Annotated in this window: 15 protein-coding genes; 4 read left to right on the forward strand and 11 right to left on the reverse strand. The window is 72.7% G+C overall.

Annotated elements, in window-relative coordinates:
- Positions 1 to 8 precede the first annotated feature (8 nt).
- Positions 9 to 758, reverse strand: a complete 750-nt coding sequence (locus ACWD5O_RS17635) for an SIS domain-containing protein (protein ID WP_354967532.1) — start codon at positions 756 to 758, stop codon at positions 9 to 11.
- Positions 755 to 1,717 (reverse strand): MurR/RpiR family transcriptional regulator, encoded by a 963-nt coding sequence (locus tag ACWD5O_RS17640; RefSeq protein WP_354967531.1) that lies wholly within the window; start codon positions 1,715 to 1,717, stop codon positions 755 to 757. Before ACWD5O_RS17640 ends, ACWD5O_RS17635 begins: the two co-directional genes overlap by 4 nt.
- A gap of 205 nt (positions 1,718 to 1,922) precedes the next feature.
- Between ACWD5O_RS17640 and ACWD5O_RS17645 the strand changes: the two genes are divergently transcribed.
- Entirely contained in the window at positions 1,923 to 2,909 is a 987-nt protein-coding gene (locus ACWD5O_RS17645; RefSeq protein WP_450085946.1) for an N-acetylglucosamine kinase, read from the forward strand.
- 286 nt (positions 2,910 to 3,195) lie between these two features.
- Here the strand turns inward: ACWD5O_RS17645 and ACWD5O_RS17650 are convergent, their stop codons facing one another.
- The 3 genes from ACWD5O_RS17650 to ngcE form a co-directional block, all read right to left on the reverse strand.
- Complete coding sequence (locus ACWD5O_RS17650; RefSeq protein ID WP_354967529.1) at positions 3,196 to 4,101, reverse strand: carbohydrate ABC transporter permease; 906 nt, start codon at positions 4,099 to 4,101, stop codon at positions 3,196 to 3,198.
- Entirely contained in the window at positions 4,098 to 5,006 is a 909-nt protein-coding gene (locus tag ACWD5O_RS17655) for a carbohydrate ABC transporter permease (protein ID WP_450085947.1), read from the reverse strand. The genes ACWD5O_RS17650 and ACWD5O_RS17655 overlap by 4 nt, the downstream gene beginning before the upstream one ends.
- A gap of 62 nt (positions 5,007 to 5,068) precedes the next feature.
- Positions 5,069 to 6,484, reverse strand: a complete 1,416-nt coding sequence (gene ngcE / locus ACWD5O_RS17660; protein WP_450085948.1) for an N-acetylglucosamine/diacetylchitobiose ABC transporter substrate-binding protein — start codon at positions 6,482 to 6,484, stop codon at positions 5,069 to 5,071.
- A 202-nt stretch (positions 6,485 to 6,686) separates the two neighbouring features.
- Here ngcE and ACWD5O_RS17665 point away from each other — a divergent pair, with 202 nt between their 5' ends.
- A complete protein-coding gene (locus tag ACWD5O_RS17665; protein WP_450085949.1) occupies positions 6,687 to 8,060 on the forward strand; it encodes an acyltransferase family protein in 1,374 nt (457 codons plus the stop codon).
- Here ACWD5O_RS17665 and ACWD5O_RS17670 read toward each other — a convergent pair.
- From ACWD5O_RS17670 to ACWD5O_RS17685, 4 genes are all read right to left on the reverse strand, one after another.
- On the reverse strand, positions 8,032 to 9,525 hold the full coding sequence (locus ACWD5O_RS17670) for a CoA-acylating methylmalonate-semialdehyde dehydrogenase (protein WP_450085950.1): 1,494 nt from the start codon (positions 9,523 to 9,525) through the stop codon (positions 8,032 to 8,034). The two genes, ACWD5O_RS17665 and ACWD5O_RS17670, sit on opposite strands and share 29 nt — an antisense overlap.
- Complete coding sequence (locus tag ACWD5O_RS17675) at positions 9,522 to 10,820, reverse strand: aspartate aminotransferase family protein (protein ID WP_450085951.1); 1,299 nt, start codon at positions 10,818 to 10,820, stop codon at positions 9,522 to 9,524. The genes ACWD5O_RS17670 and ACWD5O_RS17675 overlap by 4 nt, the downstream gene beginning before the upstream one ends.
- 132 nt (positions 10,821 to 10,952) lie before the next feature.
- Complete coding sequence (locus tag ACWD5O_RS17680) at positions 10,953 to 11,276, reverse strand: hypothetical protein (protein ID WP_450085952.1); 324 nt, start codon at positions 11,274 to 11,276, stop codon at positions 10,953 to 10,955.
- Complete coding sequence (locus ACWD5O_RS17685) at positions 11,273 to 11,434, reverse strand: hypothetical protein (protein WP_450085953.1); 162 nt, start codon at positions 11,432 to 11,434, stop codon at positions 11,273 to 11,275. Before ACWD5O_RS17685 ends, ACWD5O_RS17680 begins: the two co-directional genes overlap by 4 nt.
- 84 nt (positions 11,435 to 11,518) lie before the next feature.
- Here ACWD5O_RS17685 and ACWD5O_RS17690 point away from each other — a divergent pair, with 84 nt between their 5' ends.
- A complete protein-coding gene (locus tag ACWD5O_RS17690; RefSeq protein ID WP_450085954.1) occupies positions 11,519 to 12,484 on the forward strand; it encodes a hypothetical protein in 966 nt (321 codons plus the stop codon).
- Positions 12,485 to 12,502: 18 nt separating this feature from the next.
- Here the strand turns inward: ACWD5O_RS17690 and murD are convergent, their stop codons facing one another.
- Complete coding sequence (murD, locus tag ACWD5O_RS17695; RefSeq protein ID WP_450085955.1) at positions 12,503 to 13,852, reverse strand: UDP-N-acetylmuramoyl-L-alanine--D-glutamate ligase; 1,350 nt, start codon at positions 13,850 to 13,852, stop codon at positions 12,503 to 12,505.
- A 91-nt stretch (positions 13,853 to 13,943) separates the two neighbouring features.
- Here murD and ACWD5O_RS17700 point away from each other — a divergent pair, with 91 nt between their 5' ends.
- Positions 13,944 to 15,293, forward strand: a complete 1,350-nt coding sequence (locus ACWD5O_RS17700) for a hypothetical protein (RefSeq protein ID WP_450085956.1) — start codon at positions 13,944 to 13,946, stop codon at positions 15,291 to 15,293.
- 20 nt (positions 15,294 to 15,313) lie between these two features.
- On the opposite strand, the gene ACWD5O_RS17705 is transcribed toward ACWD5O_RS17700, so the two are convergent.
- Complete coding sequence (locus ACWD5O_RS17705; protein WP_450085957.1) at positions 15,314 to 17,083, reverse strand: PucR family transcriptional regulator; 1,770 nt, start codon at positions 17,081 to 17,083, stop codon at positions 15,314 to 15,316.
- Between the last annotated feature and the right edge of the window lie 26 nt (positions 17,084 to 17,109).

Consider the following 17,109-nt stretch of genomic DNA (forward strand, 5'->3'; position numbering starts at 1 on the left):
AATTCGGGTCAGGCCGTGCGCCGGAGACGCCCGGCGTACCGCGACTCGAGGGCGATGTTGTGCTCGTCCCCGCCGGGGACGTTGGCCGAGAGGTAGATAGGGGGCACCTCTCCGGCCTGATGGAACCGTCGTACGACCTCCGCGGTCAGCAGCTGCGCCAGCAGCGCAGTGGTGACCGAGGAGACCGCACAGACCGCGCCGCCGCCCTCGAGCGGCAGCAGTGCATCGCCGTACGGCGCGCCATTGTCCAGCACGACGTCGGCGAGGTCGGCGAGCCGTCGACCGGACGGGTGCCGCGGGGCCACCCGTGCGGTGTGCTCGACCGAGGTGACCGCGATCAACGGGTGACCGCGCTCGGTGACCAGCGCCGCCAGCTCGACCACCGAGCCGTTGATGCCGGATTGGGACGCCACCACGAACACGTCGCGCGGCTGAGGCGCCGCGAGCGCGTAGATCTGGTGGGCGATTGAGGGGTCGCGTTCCAGCTTCGGGTCGGCGAGCACATCCGGCGGGGCGTCGCCGTGCACCACCAGGTCACGCACCGAGAGCCGGTTGGTGGGGACCAACCCGCCGGCCCGGGCGACCAGTTCGGCGGCGAACGCCTCGGAGTGCCCGGCGCCGAACGCCTGGAGCACACCGCCGGCGCGCAGGCTCTCGGCGATCAGGTCGGCGGCCCGGGTGATGCCGTCGGCCTCGGTGTCGAGCAGCCGGTCGAGCACCGGGCGGACCGCGTCCGCGTACCCCTGGGCGCTGATCATGCGAGGGCTCCCTTCGCGGCCTTGTGCCCGTCGACGGCCTGCGCGGTACGCCGGAAGGCCGCGTGCGCGCGGTCGTGGGTGCGCTGGGCGACGGCGATGTAGAGCAGGTCGAGCACCACCAGCTGGGGGTGGCGGGCGGAGAGCGCGTCCGGCCGGAAGGTGGTCGCCTGGCTGGCGGTGAGCAGCACGATGTCGGCAAGCTCGGCCAGCGGTGAGCGGGGGAAGCCGGTGAGGGCGATCGTGGTGGCGCCCCGACTGCCCGCCTCGGCGAGCATCTCGATCGTCTCCCGAGTCTGGCCGGTGTGCGAGATGCCCAGCGCCACGTCTCCGGTGCGCAGCAGCGCGGCGCTGGCCAGCCCCTCGTGCACGTCGTTCCAGGCCCACGCGGCCACCCCGATGCGGTGCAGGCTGAACTGCATTTCCTCGCCGACCAGGGCGCTGCCGCTGGCGCCGAAGATGTTCACCCTGCTGGCGCCGGCGATGGCCACCGCGGCCCGCTCCACCTCGGAGAGGTCGAGCAGCGCGGCGGTGTCGTGCATGGCCCGGGTGTCGGCGGCCATGATCTGGTCGAGCACCCGGGCCAGCGGGTCGCTCGGCTGGATTTCCCGTCCGATGTCGATGGTCCAGCCGGCCGAACGGGCCCGACCGGTCTCGGAGGCGATGCCCAGCCGCAGGTCGGCGTACCCCTCGAAGCCCATCGCCCGGCAGAAACGGGTGATGGTCGCCGGCGACGTGCCGCTGCGCTCGGCCAGCTCGACTATGGTGGATCGGGCGGCGGCCTCCGGGTCGCTCAGCACGTGCTCGGCGACCCGGCGCAGCGCGCCGGTCAGCTCACCGAGCCCGTTGCGGACCCGGGCCAGCACCCCGTCGGAGGCGGACCCGAGCGCGCCTCGCCGGTCGAACGCGTCGGCGTCGACCACCGCGGTCCCCGCGGAGGTGTCCACCTCGTGATCAACCATGCGACGCCTGGCCTTTCCAAAAAGATTGTTAACTGTTAGTGGTAAAAGTTCTTACTGAACGCCCCTCCGTGTCAAGACTGTGGGCGAAGTTTTCAAACTGTTACCTGGCGCACAGCCCGCCGCGCAGGCCAGATCTTGCCCCGCACGACGGCGCCGACCAGCATGAACGGGGCCCAACGCCGCGCAGCGCAAGGAGGCCGTGCCGATGTCCGACACCGTCGTGGTCGGTCTCGACGTCGGCGGTACGTCCACCCGGGCGACCGCCCTGACCCTCACCGGCGAACGCCTCGGCACCGGCCGAGCCGGCGGTGGCAACCCCACCAGCCACGGTGCCGAACAGGCCGCCACGGAGCTGCTGAAGGCCCTGCGCGGTGCGCTCGCCGACGTCGACCCGACCCGGGTGGCGGCCGGCACCATCGGGCTGGCCGGGGCGGCCCGGCTGCTCGCGGACCCGGCCGGCCGCGCCGCCTTCGACCGGGCCTGGCAGGACGCCGGCCTGCGCTGCCCGTACGCGGTGCACGGCGACGCCCTGGTGGCCTACGCCTCCGGCACCGCCGACCCGGATGGCACGGTGCTCATCGCCGGCACCGGGGCGATCACCGCTCAGGTCCGTGACCTGCGGCTGGACCGGGTCGCCGACGGACACGGCTGGCTGCTCGGCGATGCCGGGTCCGGCTTCTGGCTGGGCCGTGAGGCGGTCCGCCGGTTGCTCGCCGACCTGGACGCCGGCCGCGCCCCCGGCGCGCTGGCCACGGCGGTGCTCACCGACCTGCTGGGCAGCCCCGAGATCGCCGCCCGCCCTCGGGGCACCGTGGACGCCACGATCCAGGCGGTGACCCGCCGATCCCCGATCGAGCTGGCCCGGCTGGCGCCGCTGGTCGTCACCGCCGCCGCCGACGGTGAACCCGTCGCTACCGCACTGCTCGCCGAGGCCGCCGCGCACCTGGTCGACAGCGTGGGCCGGATCCGCCCGGCCGGGGCGGTGACACCGTTCGTGCTCGGCGGTGGGCTGCTCACCGGGAACACCCCGCTGGCCGCCGCCGTCCGGGCCGAGGTCGGCCGGCACTGGCCGGACGCGCCGCTGCGCACCGCTGGCGACGGGGCCGCCGCCGCGGCCTGGCTCGCCGCCCGCGAACTGCCCGAGGTGACCGATCCGACCGCCCTGCACGCCCGCCTCTTCCCCACACCCTGACCGCCCGACCCACACCCGCCCGCGCCCCGCCCGCCGCGTTGGGTCAGAGCGCGCTCGATCGTGGAAATAGTCCCCAACTCGCGTCCGGAGGCCACTACATCCTGGATCGAGCACGATCAACGCGAGCCGCCGCGCCTCGCCTGCCCGAGAGGCCCCGCGCCCGCCGCTCCACGGCGAAGATCCGGGTGCGTAGGCGGGGGTCGGATCGGGGTGTGGACGCGGAGGTCTGCGCCAGCGGCGCGGCGATCGAGATCGGTCAGACGTGCGGGCCGGATCGGCGGGTCGGCTACTTGAGCTGGCCCGCGGTCAGGCCGGTCTGCACCTGTCGCTGGAAGCCCACGTACACGGCGAGCACCGGAAGCACGGCGATGCTCAGCCCGGCGAAGAGCCGGGCGTAGTCGCCGGCGTAGCCCTGGCTGACCGACAGCGCGAACAGCCCCTGGGCGAGCACCCACTTGGATTCGTCGCCCTGCATCAACACCTGCGGTAACAGGAACTGGTTCCAGTGGCTGAGGAAGTTGAAGATCGCCACACTGATCAGTCCCGGACGCGCCATCGGCAGCATCACCCGGAAGAACAGTCGGAAGTGACCGCAGCCGTCGACCATCGCGGCCTCGGCCACCGAGGTCGGCAGGGTCCGGAAGAACGCGGTCAGGAAGAACACCGTGAACGGCAGCGAGTAGGCCGCGTACACCAGGATCAACCCGATCCAGGTGCCGAAGAGGCCGGCGTTGCGGACCACGAAGAAGAGCGGCACCAGGGCGAGGAACACCGGGAACATCAGACCGCCGACGAACAGGTAGTAGACGAACTGCCGGCCGCGGAACTCGTACCGGGCGAAGACGTACGCGGCGGTGGCGCCCATCAGCATGGTGAGACTGACCGAGCCGGCCACCACCACCAGGCTGTTGAAGAAGTACCGGCCGATGTGCGCGCCGGTCCAGGCCCGCGCCCAGTTGTCCAGGTTCAGCGCCCCGGGCAGCCCCCACGGGTCGGCCAGGATCTCGCCGTTGGTCTTGAACGAGCTGATGAACATCCACAGCAGCGGCAGCACGGTGAGCAGGCCCCAGAGCAGCAGGAAGCCGTGCGAGAAGACGTTGGCCACGCCGAGGTCCCGGCGGAGCGGGCGGTCCCGGCCGGCGGAGGGCGTCGACGCGGTGGCGGCGGGGGCGGGTCTGTCCACTGTGGTCACGAGTACTCGATCCGATCGCGCCGGCCGACCCGCAGCGACAGCACCGCCACCGAGAGGGTCAGGAAGAACATCACCACGCCGATGGCCGAGGCGTAGCCGAACTTGGTCTCACTGCCGAAGGCGGTGTCGTACATCCGTACGCCGATCACGTCGGTGGAGAAGTTCGGCCCGCCGTTGGTCATCAGCTGCACGAGGACGAACCCGTCCAGGGCGAAGATGGCCAGGTAGACCCAGGCCACCTGGACGGTGTCCCAGAGCAGCGGCAGGGTGACCCGGCGCAGCGTGGTGAACCGGGACGCGCCGTCGAGCAGCACCGCCTCGTAAATCTCCTTCGGCACGGCCGACATCGCCGCGCCGAACAGCACCACGTAGAAGCCGACGTTGCTCCACACCATCACCGCGAGGACGCACCAGAAGGCGGTCGCCGGGTCACCGAGCCAGGTCGGCGCGGGCAGGCCGAGCGCGTGCAGGGCACTGGTGAGCAGCCCTTGATTCGGGTGGTAGACCTCCTTCCAGAGCAGCGCGATGATCACCACGGAGAGCACCTGCGGGAAGAAGTACACCGTGCGGTAGAACGCGCCGCCACGTACACCGGTCACGCCGGCACGGCCCTTGCGCCCACCCATGGCGAGCATGGTGGCGAAGAAGATCCCGAGCACAATGGTCAGCACCGGCACCAGGGCCAGCAGGATCGCGTTGTTCTGCAAGGCGTTCCAGACGTACCCGTCGTGCCACAGCGTCTTGAAGTTCGCCAGGCCGACCGAGTTGGCGTCGGCCGAGTAGCCGAGCCAGTCGGTGGTGGAGATCTGGAACGCCTGCAGGTACGGCGACACGACGAAGACGACGTACAGCAGCACCGGCGGCACCAGGAAGGTGACGATCAGCGGCCACTTGCCATGTCTCACGATGAGGACCTACTTCCCGTGGTGCGGCCGGTGGGGGCGGTCCGCCCCCACCGGCCGGGGTGTCACGCAGCCCGCTTGAACTTCTTGATCGAGCTGTCCTGGGCGATCGAGTCGGCGCCCTTCTGGCACTGGTCGAGGAAGTCCGCCGGGCCGATCCGGCCACTGAAGAACTCGCCGCACGCGGCGTCGACGAGATTGCGCTCCAGCTTGCGGTAGAAGTTGTTGTAGACCCAGTTGAAGCCGTTGGCGCCGGACGCGTCCAGTGCCTTGACCACGGTGCTCAGCCCGTACGGCAGCTCGACGCCCTCGCTGGCGCCGGCCACCACGGTGAGGCTGGCGACCTTCCGGGTGAAGTCCTGGGCGCCCTTCTTCGACAGCATGGTCCGGAAGTACTCCAGGCCGCCGGCGACGTTGCGGGCCTTGGCCGGCACCATGAACGGCTCGCCGGCGGTGCCCCGGATCGCCTCGAACGGCAGCTTGTCGCCGCTGCCCAGGCTCGGCGTCGGCGCGATGGTCATGTTGAACCCGGCCGGGGTGACGGCCTTCTGCTCGCTCTCCAGCCAGGAACCGCAGGAGATGAACGCGGCCTTGCCCTGGCACCAGGCGGTCTGCGACTGCTTGTGGTCCAGGCCGGGCGAGCCCTCCAGGATGTACTTGTCCTTGACGATCTGGTGCCAGGCGTCGGCCGCGGCCTTCATCGCGTCGGACTTCCAGGCGTTCGGCTCCAAGTTGTCGAGGGCGGTGGCCACCGACGGGCCGCCGAACTTGATCGCGGTGGAGATCAGCGGCCAGCTCATGTAGCGCGGGTGTATGCCGGCGTACGTCCAGGGGGCGATGCCGGCGGCCTTGATCTGCTTGCAGAGCGCGATGTGCTCGTCCCAGGTCTTGGCGTACTCCCACTTGCGTTCAGTGAACAGCTTGTTGGAGTACCAGATGCCGTACGCGGTGTAGGTGTAGTTCATCACCAGGAACTTGCCGTCGTACGAACCGATCTCGACCGCGCCGGGCAGCAGCGTGTCCTTGACCGTCTTGCCGGGGATGTCGAGGCTCGGGGCGGCGAGCAGCTCGCCCAGGTCGGCGAGGGCGTTCTGGCTCACCAGGCCGTTGAAGTCGATCTGACCCGTGCCGGAGTTGTTGACCACGTCCGGCGGAGTGCCGTCGACGAAGCGCGGCTGGAGGGTCTTGCTGATCTCCTGGGTGGAGGAGTGCTTGATCTGCGCCTTCGGGTACTTCTCGGTGTACATGGCCTCGTGGGCCTTCGCGTACTCCTCGCCGAACCCGCCGCCGAAGATCACCACCTCGAGCGGGGCGTCCTCCTTGACGCCGAGCGGATTCTGCTCGGACTTGGTGCCCTTGTAGGCGGTGGCGTCGCTCTTGTCGTCGCCACCGCCGGTGGCGCAGCCCGTCAGCAGGCCGGCGGCGGGGGTGGCCAGCAGTCCGGCGGCGGCGCTGCGCCGCAGGATGTCACGCCTGTTCATGATGTCTCCTCGGGTCGGGTCGGGCGGGCGCCGGTGATGGGGGGTGGCGTCCGTCGCGTCGAGGCGCAGGGGGATGTGTTGCTTGTCTTCATATGACACTGGGTCGTTGAAGAATTTCTACGGCAGCGACGCGCGGACTTCAACCCCCGGCTGCCGAACCGTTATCACCACCGGCCAGCACCGGGTCGCATAGCCTGAGGCGATGCGCCGCCTGCGCCAGCTCGCAGAGCGCACCCCGCCCGGCCGGGAGCGGTACGTCGACCTGCTCCGGGCGCTCGCCATCACCATGGTCGTTCTCGGGCACTGGGGCGTCACGGTGATCGAGCGGGACGCCGCCGGCCGGCCCACCGGGCACTCCGCGCTCGGCGAGCTGCCCTGGGCGTACCCGCTGACCTGGGTGGCCCAGGTGATGCCGGTCTTCTTTCTGGTCGGCGGCTACGCCAACGCGGCCTCGCTGACCCGGCTGCGGGCCCGGGACGGCGACGCCGCCGGCTGGTTGCTCGACCGCAGCGCCCGACTGGTGCGCCCCACCAGCGTGCTGGTGCTGGTGCTCAGCGCCGCGGCGGCGGTGGCCCGGCTGCTCGACGCCGACCCGACCCGGATCCGCGAGGTGGTCTGGTTCGCCACCATCCCGCTCTGGTTCCTGGTCGCCTACCTGGCGGTGGTCGCGCTCACCCCACCGATGTACGCGCTGCACCGCCGCTTCGGCCTGGCCGTCCCGCTCGTGCTGGTCGCCCTGGTCGGCGTCGGCGACCTGCTCCGAATGACCGGGCCGGAGCAGCAGGGGTACGGCAACTACCTGTTCGGCTGGCTGGCCGTACACCAGCTCGGCTTCGCCTGGCACGACACCCGCGCCGCCGAGCCGTCGGCACCCGACCGTCCGGGGGCACGCCGACGCCGGCTGCCCACGTCCCGCCGAGCCGGCGTGGTGTTCCTGGCCGTCGGGCTGGCCGCGCTGCTGCTGCTCACCGTGCTCGGCCCCTGGCCGGTGGCCATGCTGCACGTGCCCGGAGAGCGGCTGGACAACGCCGCGCCGCCCAGCCTCGCGTTGCTGGCCGTCGCCGCGGCCCAACTCGGCCTGGTCCTGCTGCTGCACGGCCCGGCGGAGCGCCTGCTGCGCCGCACCGGCCCGTGGCAGCTCGTGATCGGGGTCAACCTGGTGGTGCTGACCGTCTTCCTCTGGCACCTGACCGCCGCCGTCCTGCTGATCGGCCTGCTCGACGCGACCGGGACGCTACCCACCCCGGCGGTCGGTTCGGCCGCCTGGTGGGCGTGGCGGGTGCCCTGGCTGCTGCTGCTCGCGGTGGTCCTGGCGGTCCTGGTCGCCATCTTCGGCCCGGTGGAGGCGCGCAGCGCCCGGCACCGCACCGGGCGCCGGGCCGGACGGGGCACCACCACACGGACGGCGCTGACCGTGGCCGGCTACGCCGCCGTGGTGGCCGCGCTGCTGATCAACAGCGCGACCCCCGCGCGGGCACCGGAGCCGCTCGGCACACCCATCCCGGCCCTGCTGGCGTACCTGGCCGGGGCGGGCGTGCTGCGGCTGCTCAGGTCTGGGTGGGGAACCCGAGGTTGACCCCACCGTGGCGCGGGTCCAGCCAGCGGCTGGTGACCACCTTGCCCCGGGTGAAGAAGCGCACCCCGTCCTCGCCGTGCGCGTGCAGGTCGCCGAAGAGCGAGGCCTTCCAGCCGCCGAACGAGTGGTACGCCATCGGCACCGGGATCGGCACGTTGATCCCGACCATGCCCACCTCCACCTCGTGCTGGTAGCGCCGCGCCGCGCCGCCGTCGTTGGTGAAGATCGCCGTGCCGTTGCCGTACGGACTGCCGTTGACCAGCTCCACCGCCTCGTCGTACGAGTCGACCCGGACCACGGCGAGCACCGGCCCGAAGATCTCGTCCGTGTAGACCGACATCTGCGGGGTCACCCGATCGAACAGCGTCGGACCCAGCCAGAAGCCGTTCGGGTCGCCGTCCGGCGTGACGTCCCGACCGTCCACCACCGGCACCGCGCCGGCGGCCACCCCGGCGTCCACGTAGGAGCGCACATTCGCCGCGTGCTCGGCCGTGACCAACGGGCCCATGTCGCAGCCCCGCCGGCCGTCACCGGTACGCAGCCCGGCCATCCGGGCGGCGATCCGCTCGACCAGCGCGTCGGCCACTGGCTCCACCGCCACCAGCACCGAGATGGCCATGCACCGCTCCCCCGCCGAGCCGAACCCGGCGTTGACCGCCGCGTCGGCGGCCAGGTCGAGGTCGGCGTCGGGGAGCACCACCATGTGGTTTTTCGCCCCGCCGAGCGCCTGCACCCGCTTGCCGGCGGCGGTGCCGCGCTGGTAGACGTACCGGGCGATCGGGGTGGAGCCGACGAACGACACCGACTGCACCTCCGGGTGGTCCAGCAGCGCGTCGACCGCCTCCTTGTCCCCGTTGACCACGTTCAGCACCCCGTCGGGCAGGCCCGCCTCGGCGAACCACTCGGCCAGCAGCAGCGCCGCGCCGGGGTCCTTCTCGCTGGGCTTGAGCACCACCGCGTTGCCGCAGGCCACCGCGACCGGCACGAACCACAGCGGCACCATCACCGGGAAGTTGAACGGAGAGATCACCGCGACCACCCCGAGCGGCTGGCGGATCGTGTACGAGTCGACCTCGGTGGAGACGTTCTCGCTGAACGCGCCGCGCAACGCCGAGGGCAGGCCGCAGGCGTACTCGATCACCTCCAGGCCGCGCTGCACCTCCCCGGCGGCGTCGGCGAGCACCTTGCCGTGCTCTGCGGTGATCACCTCGGCGAGCCGGTCCCGGCGGGAGTGCACCAGCTCCCGGAAGGCGAACAGCACCGCCGACCGCTTCGCCAGGGACGCGTCCCGCCAGGCCCGGGCGGCGAGGGCGGCGGCCCGCACCGCGACGTCGACGTCCGCGGTCGAGGCCAGCTCCACCTCGGCGGTACGCCGACCCGTCGCGGGGTCGAACACGTCGCCCCGCCGCTCGGACGTGCCGCCGACCCGCTTGCCGTCGATGAAGTGCCCGATTCGGCTGCTCACGCCGCCACCCCCGCCGCCGACCGGATCGCGTCGACGAGGATCGCCAGGCCCTCGCGGGCCTCCTCCTCGGTCAGCGTCAACGGTGGGCCCATCCGCAGCACGTTGCCGTACAGGCCACCCTTGCCGGCGAGCAGGCCACCGGACCGGCACGCCTCGAAGACCCGGTTGGTCAGCGGCGGGTCGGGCTCGCTGGTGCCCGGCTGGACGAACTCGACGCCGAGCATCAGCCCCTTGCCGCGTACCTCCGCGACGCAGTCCAGCCCGCCGACCGAGGCGCGCAAACCGTCGGCGAGGATCGCGCCGACCCGGGCCGCGTTCGCCTGGAGGTCGTGCGCGACCAGGTAGTCGAGTACCGCGTTGCCGGCCGCCGTGGAGATCGGGTTGCCGCCGAACGTGGAGAAGCTGATCGCCGGGACCGACTCCAGCACCTCGGCACGCCCGACCACCCCGGCCAGCGCGAACCCGTTGCCGATGCCCTTGGCGAAGGTGAGCAGGTCGGGCGTGACCCCGTGCGCCTGGTAGCCCCAGAAGTGCTCCCCGGTACGCCCCCAGCCGGTCTGCACCTCGTCGGCGATGAACAGGATGCCGTGCTCGTCGAGGACCTTCTTCCAGCCGGCGAAGAGCCCGTCCGGCGGGTGCACGAAGCCACCCACGCCCTGGATCGGCTCGGCGATCAACGCCGCCACGTCGCCGGCGGTCTGGGTGGCCAGCACCTCACGCAGGTCCTCCACCGCCGCGTCGACCTGCTCCTCGGCGCTCAGCCGGGCGAGCAGGCCGCGCACCCGGTCACCCGAGTGCAGCCAGGCCACCTGGAGCGGGTTCAGCCCGCTGGCCGACCAGTTGCGGTTGCCGGTGACGCCCATCGCCGCGTACGACCGGCCGTGGTAGCTGTTGCGCACGGCCAGGATCTGGTGCGAGCGGCGGTGGTTGGTGGCGACCAGCAACGCCGCCTCGTTCGCCTCGGTACCGGAGTTGGTGAAGAACACCCGCGCGTCCGGGATGCCGGAGCGCTGCGCGATCTTCTCGGCCAGCTCCACCTGCTGCCGGATCAGGTAGAGCGTCGAGCTGTGCACGATGCCGGAGGCGAGCTGCCGCTCGACCGCCTCCCGGATCTCCGGGATGTCGTAGCCGATCATGTTGGTCAGCACGCCACCGAAGAAGTCCAGGTAGCTGCGGCCCTGGGCGTCGGTGACCCGGCGACCCGAGCCGGAGACCAACTCGATCGGCTCGGCGTAGTACAGCGGCATCCAGGACGGAAGCACGGCCCGGTGCCGGGCCAGCAGGTCGTCGGTCATCGTGGCAACCCTTCAGCGGCATTCGTGGATACCGCACGCTCCCACCGGCGGCCGGTGTGGACAACTGCCACTGTGTAGCGCAGCGCGCGCCCGCTCCTGACAGTGCGTCAGCCTCGGGCGGCGGGCCAGACGTCAGCCGGCGGTGGCGCCCGCGCGGTGACCGACCGCGCCGACCCGCGAGACCGCGTGCAGCGCCCCGGCCATCAGCGCGAAGGCCACCCAGCCGGCCGCCAGGGCGGTGGCCGGCGAGGTGTCCTGCCACCAGTGGTACGCCGCCAGGAAGCCGACCAGCGCCAGGCTGTCGCGGGCGAAGTGCCGGGTGAACGCCACCAGGTCGCGACGGCTCTCGACGGCCACCAGCACCCCGGAGTACGGGAAGGTCACCACCATCGCGCGCAGCAGCTCGCCGAGCTGCCCGGTGAGCGTCGCGCCGACCAGGATCACCAGCAGCTTCACCGGCGCCGGCAGGCGTCGCCCCGCCTCCACCTGCGGCTCGGTCTCCTGCGGCGCAGGATGCCGACCAGCGCGACCGGGCCGGTGTGCGCCAGCAGCCGGACGAAGCCACCCGCCGGCCCGACCCGGTCGTTGCGGGGTCGGTGGAGCAGATCGGCCATCGAGGTACCTCCCGGGCGCCGGCTGCCGTCAGGGTACGACGGGACGACAACGAGGCCGCCCCGCTGGCCCGGTACGATCCGGCGGTGCCTGAGCTGCCCGTACCGCTGCCGACCGGGGCGCCGGGCGAACCGGCCGCCGGCATCGCCGAGTGGGTCTCCGCGGACCCGATACGCCGACTGGTCGAGCACTTCGGGGGCAGCTGGCCGGACGGCGACCTCGCCGACGTGCTCCGGTTCCTGGACGAGTTCTCCGCTCGACACTGGGACTTCCGCGGCGGCCGGGAACGGCCCGACGCCCGGGAGCCGGACCTCGACCCCGGCACCATCGAGCTGGTGCTCGCGTCGGCGGCGGCGCTCGGCCTGATCCGGCCGGTGGCGCCGGCCCGGTCGGCGTACGCCCACCTGGTGGTGCTCGGCGGCCTGGCGCACGCCTGCGTACGCCGGGTCGGGTACGCCGCCCACCTGCTGCGCTCCGGCCTGCGGGTGGACGGCGAGGTCGCCGTGCTCGGCAGCTTCCGGCCGCTGTCCGACTGGGAACGCCGGACGCTGGCCGATGCGGGCCTGCCCGCCGACGACACCGAGGTGGACGTGCTGGACACGGCGGTCCGGCGGGTGTTCGGGGCGGCCGCCCCGGCCGAGCAGGACGGTGTCGACGCCGGGCACCCGCACCACTCCTGGTCGTCGCGGACCTACCGACCGGTCGGCCTGCCGCCGGTGCGGGTGCTCGCCGCGCCGTCCAGCGAACCGCACCGGCGGCGCGCGCACACCGCCGACACACAGCGGTTCTGGGCGGCGCACGTCCAGCTCGCCCCGGGCGACGAGGTGCTGATGGTCACCGCGCCGATCTACGTGCCGTTCCAGCACTGCGACGCGCTACGCACCCTGGCCGTGCCGTACGGCTGCGGCATCGACACCGTCGGGGTGGACCCGACGCTGGCCGACCTGGCCGTGTTGCCCGAGCAGACACTCACGCCGGGGCGCTACCTGCAGGAGATCCGCTCGGCGATCCGCTCGATGCGCGCCCTGCACGACCGGCCCGACCCGCTCTGACCCCGGCCGGGCGCGATGTCAGGCCCCGGCGGTGTCGGCGACGGCCTGGGCGAAGACCTCGGAGCGGTGCTCGAAGTTGCGGAACTGGCCGTAGCTCGGCGCCGCCGGGGACAGCAGGACCACCCCACCGGCCGGGGTCAGCTCCCTGGACAGCCGCACCGCGTCCACCAGGTCGTCGACCAGCTCGGTACGCACCTTGGGAAGGTTGGCGAGCGCCGCCACGATCCGGGTACCGCTGTCCGGGATGCCGATCACGGTCAACTCCCGCTCCGCCAGGTGCTCGGCCAGCGGCGTGTAGTCCAGACCCCGGTCGGTGCCCCCGACGATCACGGTCAACGGCCGGCCGTCGTACGCGTCGATGGCGTGCATGGCCGCGTACGGGCTGGTGGCCAGGGTGTCGTCGACGAACGTCAGCCCGGACGGGTCGGTGATCTCGGTGAGCCGGTGGGCCAGCCCCTGGAACCCGGCGACCGCGACGGCGAGCGTGTCCTTCTCGGCCACCACGTCCACGCCGAGCGCGTCGAGCACGGCGAGCGCGACGCACAGGTTGCCCTCGTTGTGCCGGCCGACCAGGGGCAGCACGGCGCGCGGGAAGAGCGGCTGGTCGCCGAGGTGGAACCAGGGCGTGCCGTCCGCGCCGGTGGCCACGTTGGTGATGTCGGGGCGACCGGCACGGACCACCGGGCGATCACCGAGCTCCGCGGCGAGCCGGGGGTCGGCGCCGTTCACCACGATCGTCTCCGGGCCGTGGGCGAGCAGGTTGAGCTTGTCCCGGTAGTACTCCCGCTCCCCGCCGTGCGCGTCCAGGTGCTCGGGGAAGAGCGCGGTGACCACGGCCACCCGGGGCGAGTCGGTGAGGTCACTGCACTGGTAGCTGGACAGCTCCAGCACGTACAGCTCGGCCTCCGGCAGGTCGAGGGTGGGCACGCCGATGTTGCCGCCGAAGACGTTCGGTCGGCCCGTCGCCGTGAGCAGGTGGCTGATCAGGCTGGAGGTGGTGCTCTTGCCCTTGCTGCCGGTGACCCCGACGGTGCGCGGGGCGTGGTCGGCCATCCACAGCGCGGTGCCCTGGGTCACGGTGACGCCGCGCCTGCGCAGCTCGACCAGCCACGGGTGGGTCTGCGGCACGCCTGGCGAGCGGACCACCACGTCGGCGGCGGCCAGCCGCTCGAAGCCCGCCTCGCCGGTGACCAGCGGGGCCGCCTCGGCCAGCGGGCCGTCCCACGGCAGCGAGAGGAAGTTGGCGCTGTCGTCGACGGCGACCAGGTCGGCCGGGCCGTGCGCGGCGATCGCGGTCACCGCGGCCCGGCCCTCGCGGCCGGTACCCCAGACGGCGACGGTACGTCCGCGCAGGTCAGACAGGCGCACGGGGCTCTCCTCGGTGGTCGCGGCGGCGGTGGGCGGGGCTCGGTCCGGCGCAGCCGGACACGGCCGGACGAACCAGGGCCTAGTATGGCGTGTGCCCAACGAGCAGCTCCGGCGGATGGACGCCTTCACCTTCCCGTCCTACTCGATCGACTTCGCCACCGGCGAGATGTTGTTCGACTACGCCCTGACCGGCCCGGCCGGCGAGCAGCGGTTCACCGAGGTCATCACCCTTCCGCTGCCGGCGGAGCCGCCGTCGGACGAGACGGTGGCCACCCTCGGCCGGGTGCTGGAAGTGCTGCACCTGGTCGCCGGGGTCAGTTACTACAAGGCCGCCGCGCCGCCCCGGCTGGTGCTGCCGGCGCCGCTGGGCGCGGCCACCGTCGACTACGTCACCGCCGTCTACACCAGGGGCCTCGCGGAGTACGCGTACCGCAACCAGCTGCCGCACGTGCTGGAGCTGCGGCCGGAGGTGCCAGCGGGTTCGCCGGAGTCGCCGCGCGTGTACGACGACTCCGACCGTCGTCCCCTCTCCGCGGTCGGCGGCGGCAAGGACTCCATCGTCAGCCTGGAGGCGCTACGCCGGGCCGAGCTGGACCCGGTGCCGTTCTCGGTCAACCCGAACCACGTGATCGTCTCGGTCAACGAGGCGTCCGGGCTGACCCCCCTCGCTGCCCGGCGGCGGATCGACCCGGTGCTGTTCGACCTGAACGCGGCCGGCGCGCTGAACGGCCACATCCCGGTCACCGCGATCAACTCGCTGATCGCCGTGGCGACCGCGGTGCTGCACGGGCTGGGCCCGGTGGTGATGTCCAACGAGCGCTCGGCGTCCGACCCGAACCTGGTCTGGAACGGTCACGAGATCAATCACCAGTGGTCCAAGGGCGTCGAGGCGGAGGGGCTGCTGCGCGGCGCGCTGGCCGAGCACGCCGGCCTGACCGAGCCGTACTTCTCGCTGCTGCGCTCGCTGTCCGAGCTGCACATCGCCCGACTGTTCGCCGAGTTCACCCGGTACGACGACGTGGTGACCAGCTGCAACGCCGCGTTCAAGCTGCGCGACGCGAGCGAACGCTGGTGCCGCAACTGCCCGAAGTGCCGGTTCGTCTTCCTGGCCATGGCGCCGTTCATGCCGCGGGAGCGGGTCACCCACATCTTCGGCGGCGACCTGCTCGCCGACCCCGAGCAGATCCCCGGCTACCGGGAGCTGCTGGGCGTGGACGGGCACAAGCCGTTCGAGTGCGTGGGCGAGGTCGAGGAGTCGGTGGTGGCTCTGGGCCTGCTCGCCGAGCAGGACCAGTGGCGCGACGCTCCGGTGATCCGCGCCCTGGTCGACGCCGTCCCAGCCACCGCCTGGTCAGCGGTGGCCACCTCGGACGTCTTCACCCCCGGCGGCCCCAACCACATCCCCCCCACCTACGCCAAGGCCCTGACAGCCCTCACCTGACCCGCCCCGGGCCGGGTGGGTCAGGGGGTGCGGACCGCGTCCAGGGCCAGTAGGGCGACGTGTAGGGAGAGGGAGGCTTCGACGGAGTCGAGGTCGACGTCGAGGATCCGGGCGATGCGGGCCAGGCGCTCGTAGAAGGCCGGCCGGGACAGGTGGGCTGCGGCGGCACCGGCGGACTTGTTGCGCCCCTGCTCCAGGTACGCGCGCAGGGTGTCGAGCAGCCGCTCCCGGGGGTGCCGGGCGTCGTACTCCAGCAGTGCCCCGAGCTCGCGCTCCACGAACGTCTGCAACCGGGGCTCGTCGCGCAGCAGGTGCAGCAGGCCGGCCAGTCCGACGTGCGGCAGCCGGAAGATCGGCAGGTCACGCCGGTCCCGGCGGGCCGCCTCGGCGATCTGGCGCGCCTCGACCAGTGACCGTCGGGCTTCCCGCAGGTTGCCCACCCCGGACCCGGCCGCCACGATCACCCCGCCGGGAGCACCGCCGGCAGCCCGGGACGGGTCGGCAACGGAAACCGTCCGGGACCCGTCGGCGCCGGACGCGGTCCGGACCGTGCCGGCGTCGAGGCGTACCCGGCGCAGCGCGGCGGCGAACGCGGACAGCGCGCGGTCCTCGGCGGCCGGGTCCGGCAGGGCCAGCAGCGCGCCCACCGAGTGGTCGTCGACAGCGCTGGTCAGCGCGGTCAGCTTCGCCTCCCGCAACGCCTGGCCGACCGCCTCGGACAGGTCCCGCAGCCGGGCAAGGCCGGCTTCCGGGCCACCCTCGCCGGCCGGGTCGTCGGCCCGGTGGCGGACCATCACGCCGACCAGGTGCCGGCGTTCGAGCACCACGCCGAGCGCCTTCGCCCGCAATGCCACCTCATCCACCGGCCGGGAGTGGTCGAGCAACGCGGTCAGCAGGGTGCGGTGAATCTGTCGTTCCAGCCCCTCGGCGTCGCGGCGGATCAGCCGGCCCAGCGCGAGGGTGGACGCGGCCCGCTCGATCAGGATGGTGAGCCGGGTCGGCGGGCCGCTGCCGGGTCGTGCGTCGGGCTCCACCGGGTCGGTGCCTCGACGGCTGGGCAGTTCCCCGCCGGCCGGCCAGCGCAGCAGCAGCCGTCCCCAGTCCTGCCCCCGGGCGCCGACGACCGTCACCAGCCAGCCGCTGTCGGGGTCGTACGCGGTCCGCCCGGCCGGCCGGATCCGCCGGGAGTGCTGCTCCCAGCCGTCCAGCAGCAGCTCGGCGCTCTCGCCCGCCGGGTCGTACCCCAGCACCTGCCGGGACAGGTTCTCCAACACCACCGGGCAACCGGACAGCTCGGCGGCCTGCCGGATCACCTCGGCGGCGTCCGCGCCCTCGACCGAGAGGTCGGTGAACCGCTGGTGGATCTCCTCGGTGGCGCGCAGCTCGGTGAGCTGCGCGTCGACGATCAGCGCGTGCACGGCCTCGGTGATCCGTACAAACGGGGTGGCCCGGCGCAGCTCCACCAGGGGCAGGCCGCGCCGTTCGGCGGCGGCGGCCATCACCCGGGGCACCCCGCTGACGTACCGGCGGCCCAGCTCGACGACGAGCCCGGAGACGCCGACGTCGGCCAGGTCGCCGATGAACGCGCGCAGCCCCGCGTCGTCACCGGGCAGCCCGATGCCGGTGGTGAGCACGAGTTCGCCGCCGCCGAGCAGGGTGGCGATGTCCGGCACCTCGGCGACGTGCACCCAGCGGACCGGCCGGTCCAGCCCGGCGTCCCCGGCCACCACGCGCGGCGCGCCGTGGCGGACCGGGTCGAGGGCGAGGACCTCACGGACGGTAGGGAACACGGCCGCCACGCTACCGTCCGTGACAC

It is taken from the genome of Micromonospora sp. NPDC005161, assembly GCF_053599855.1.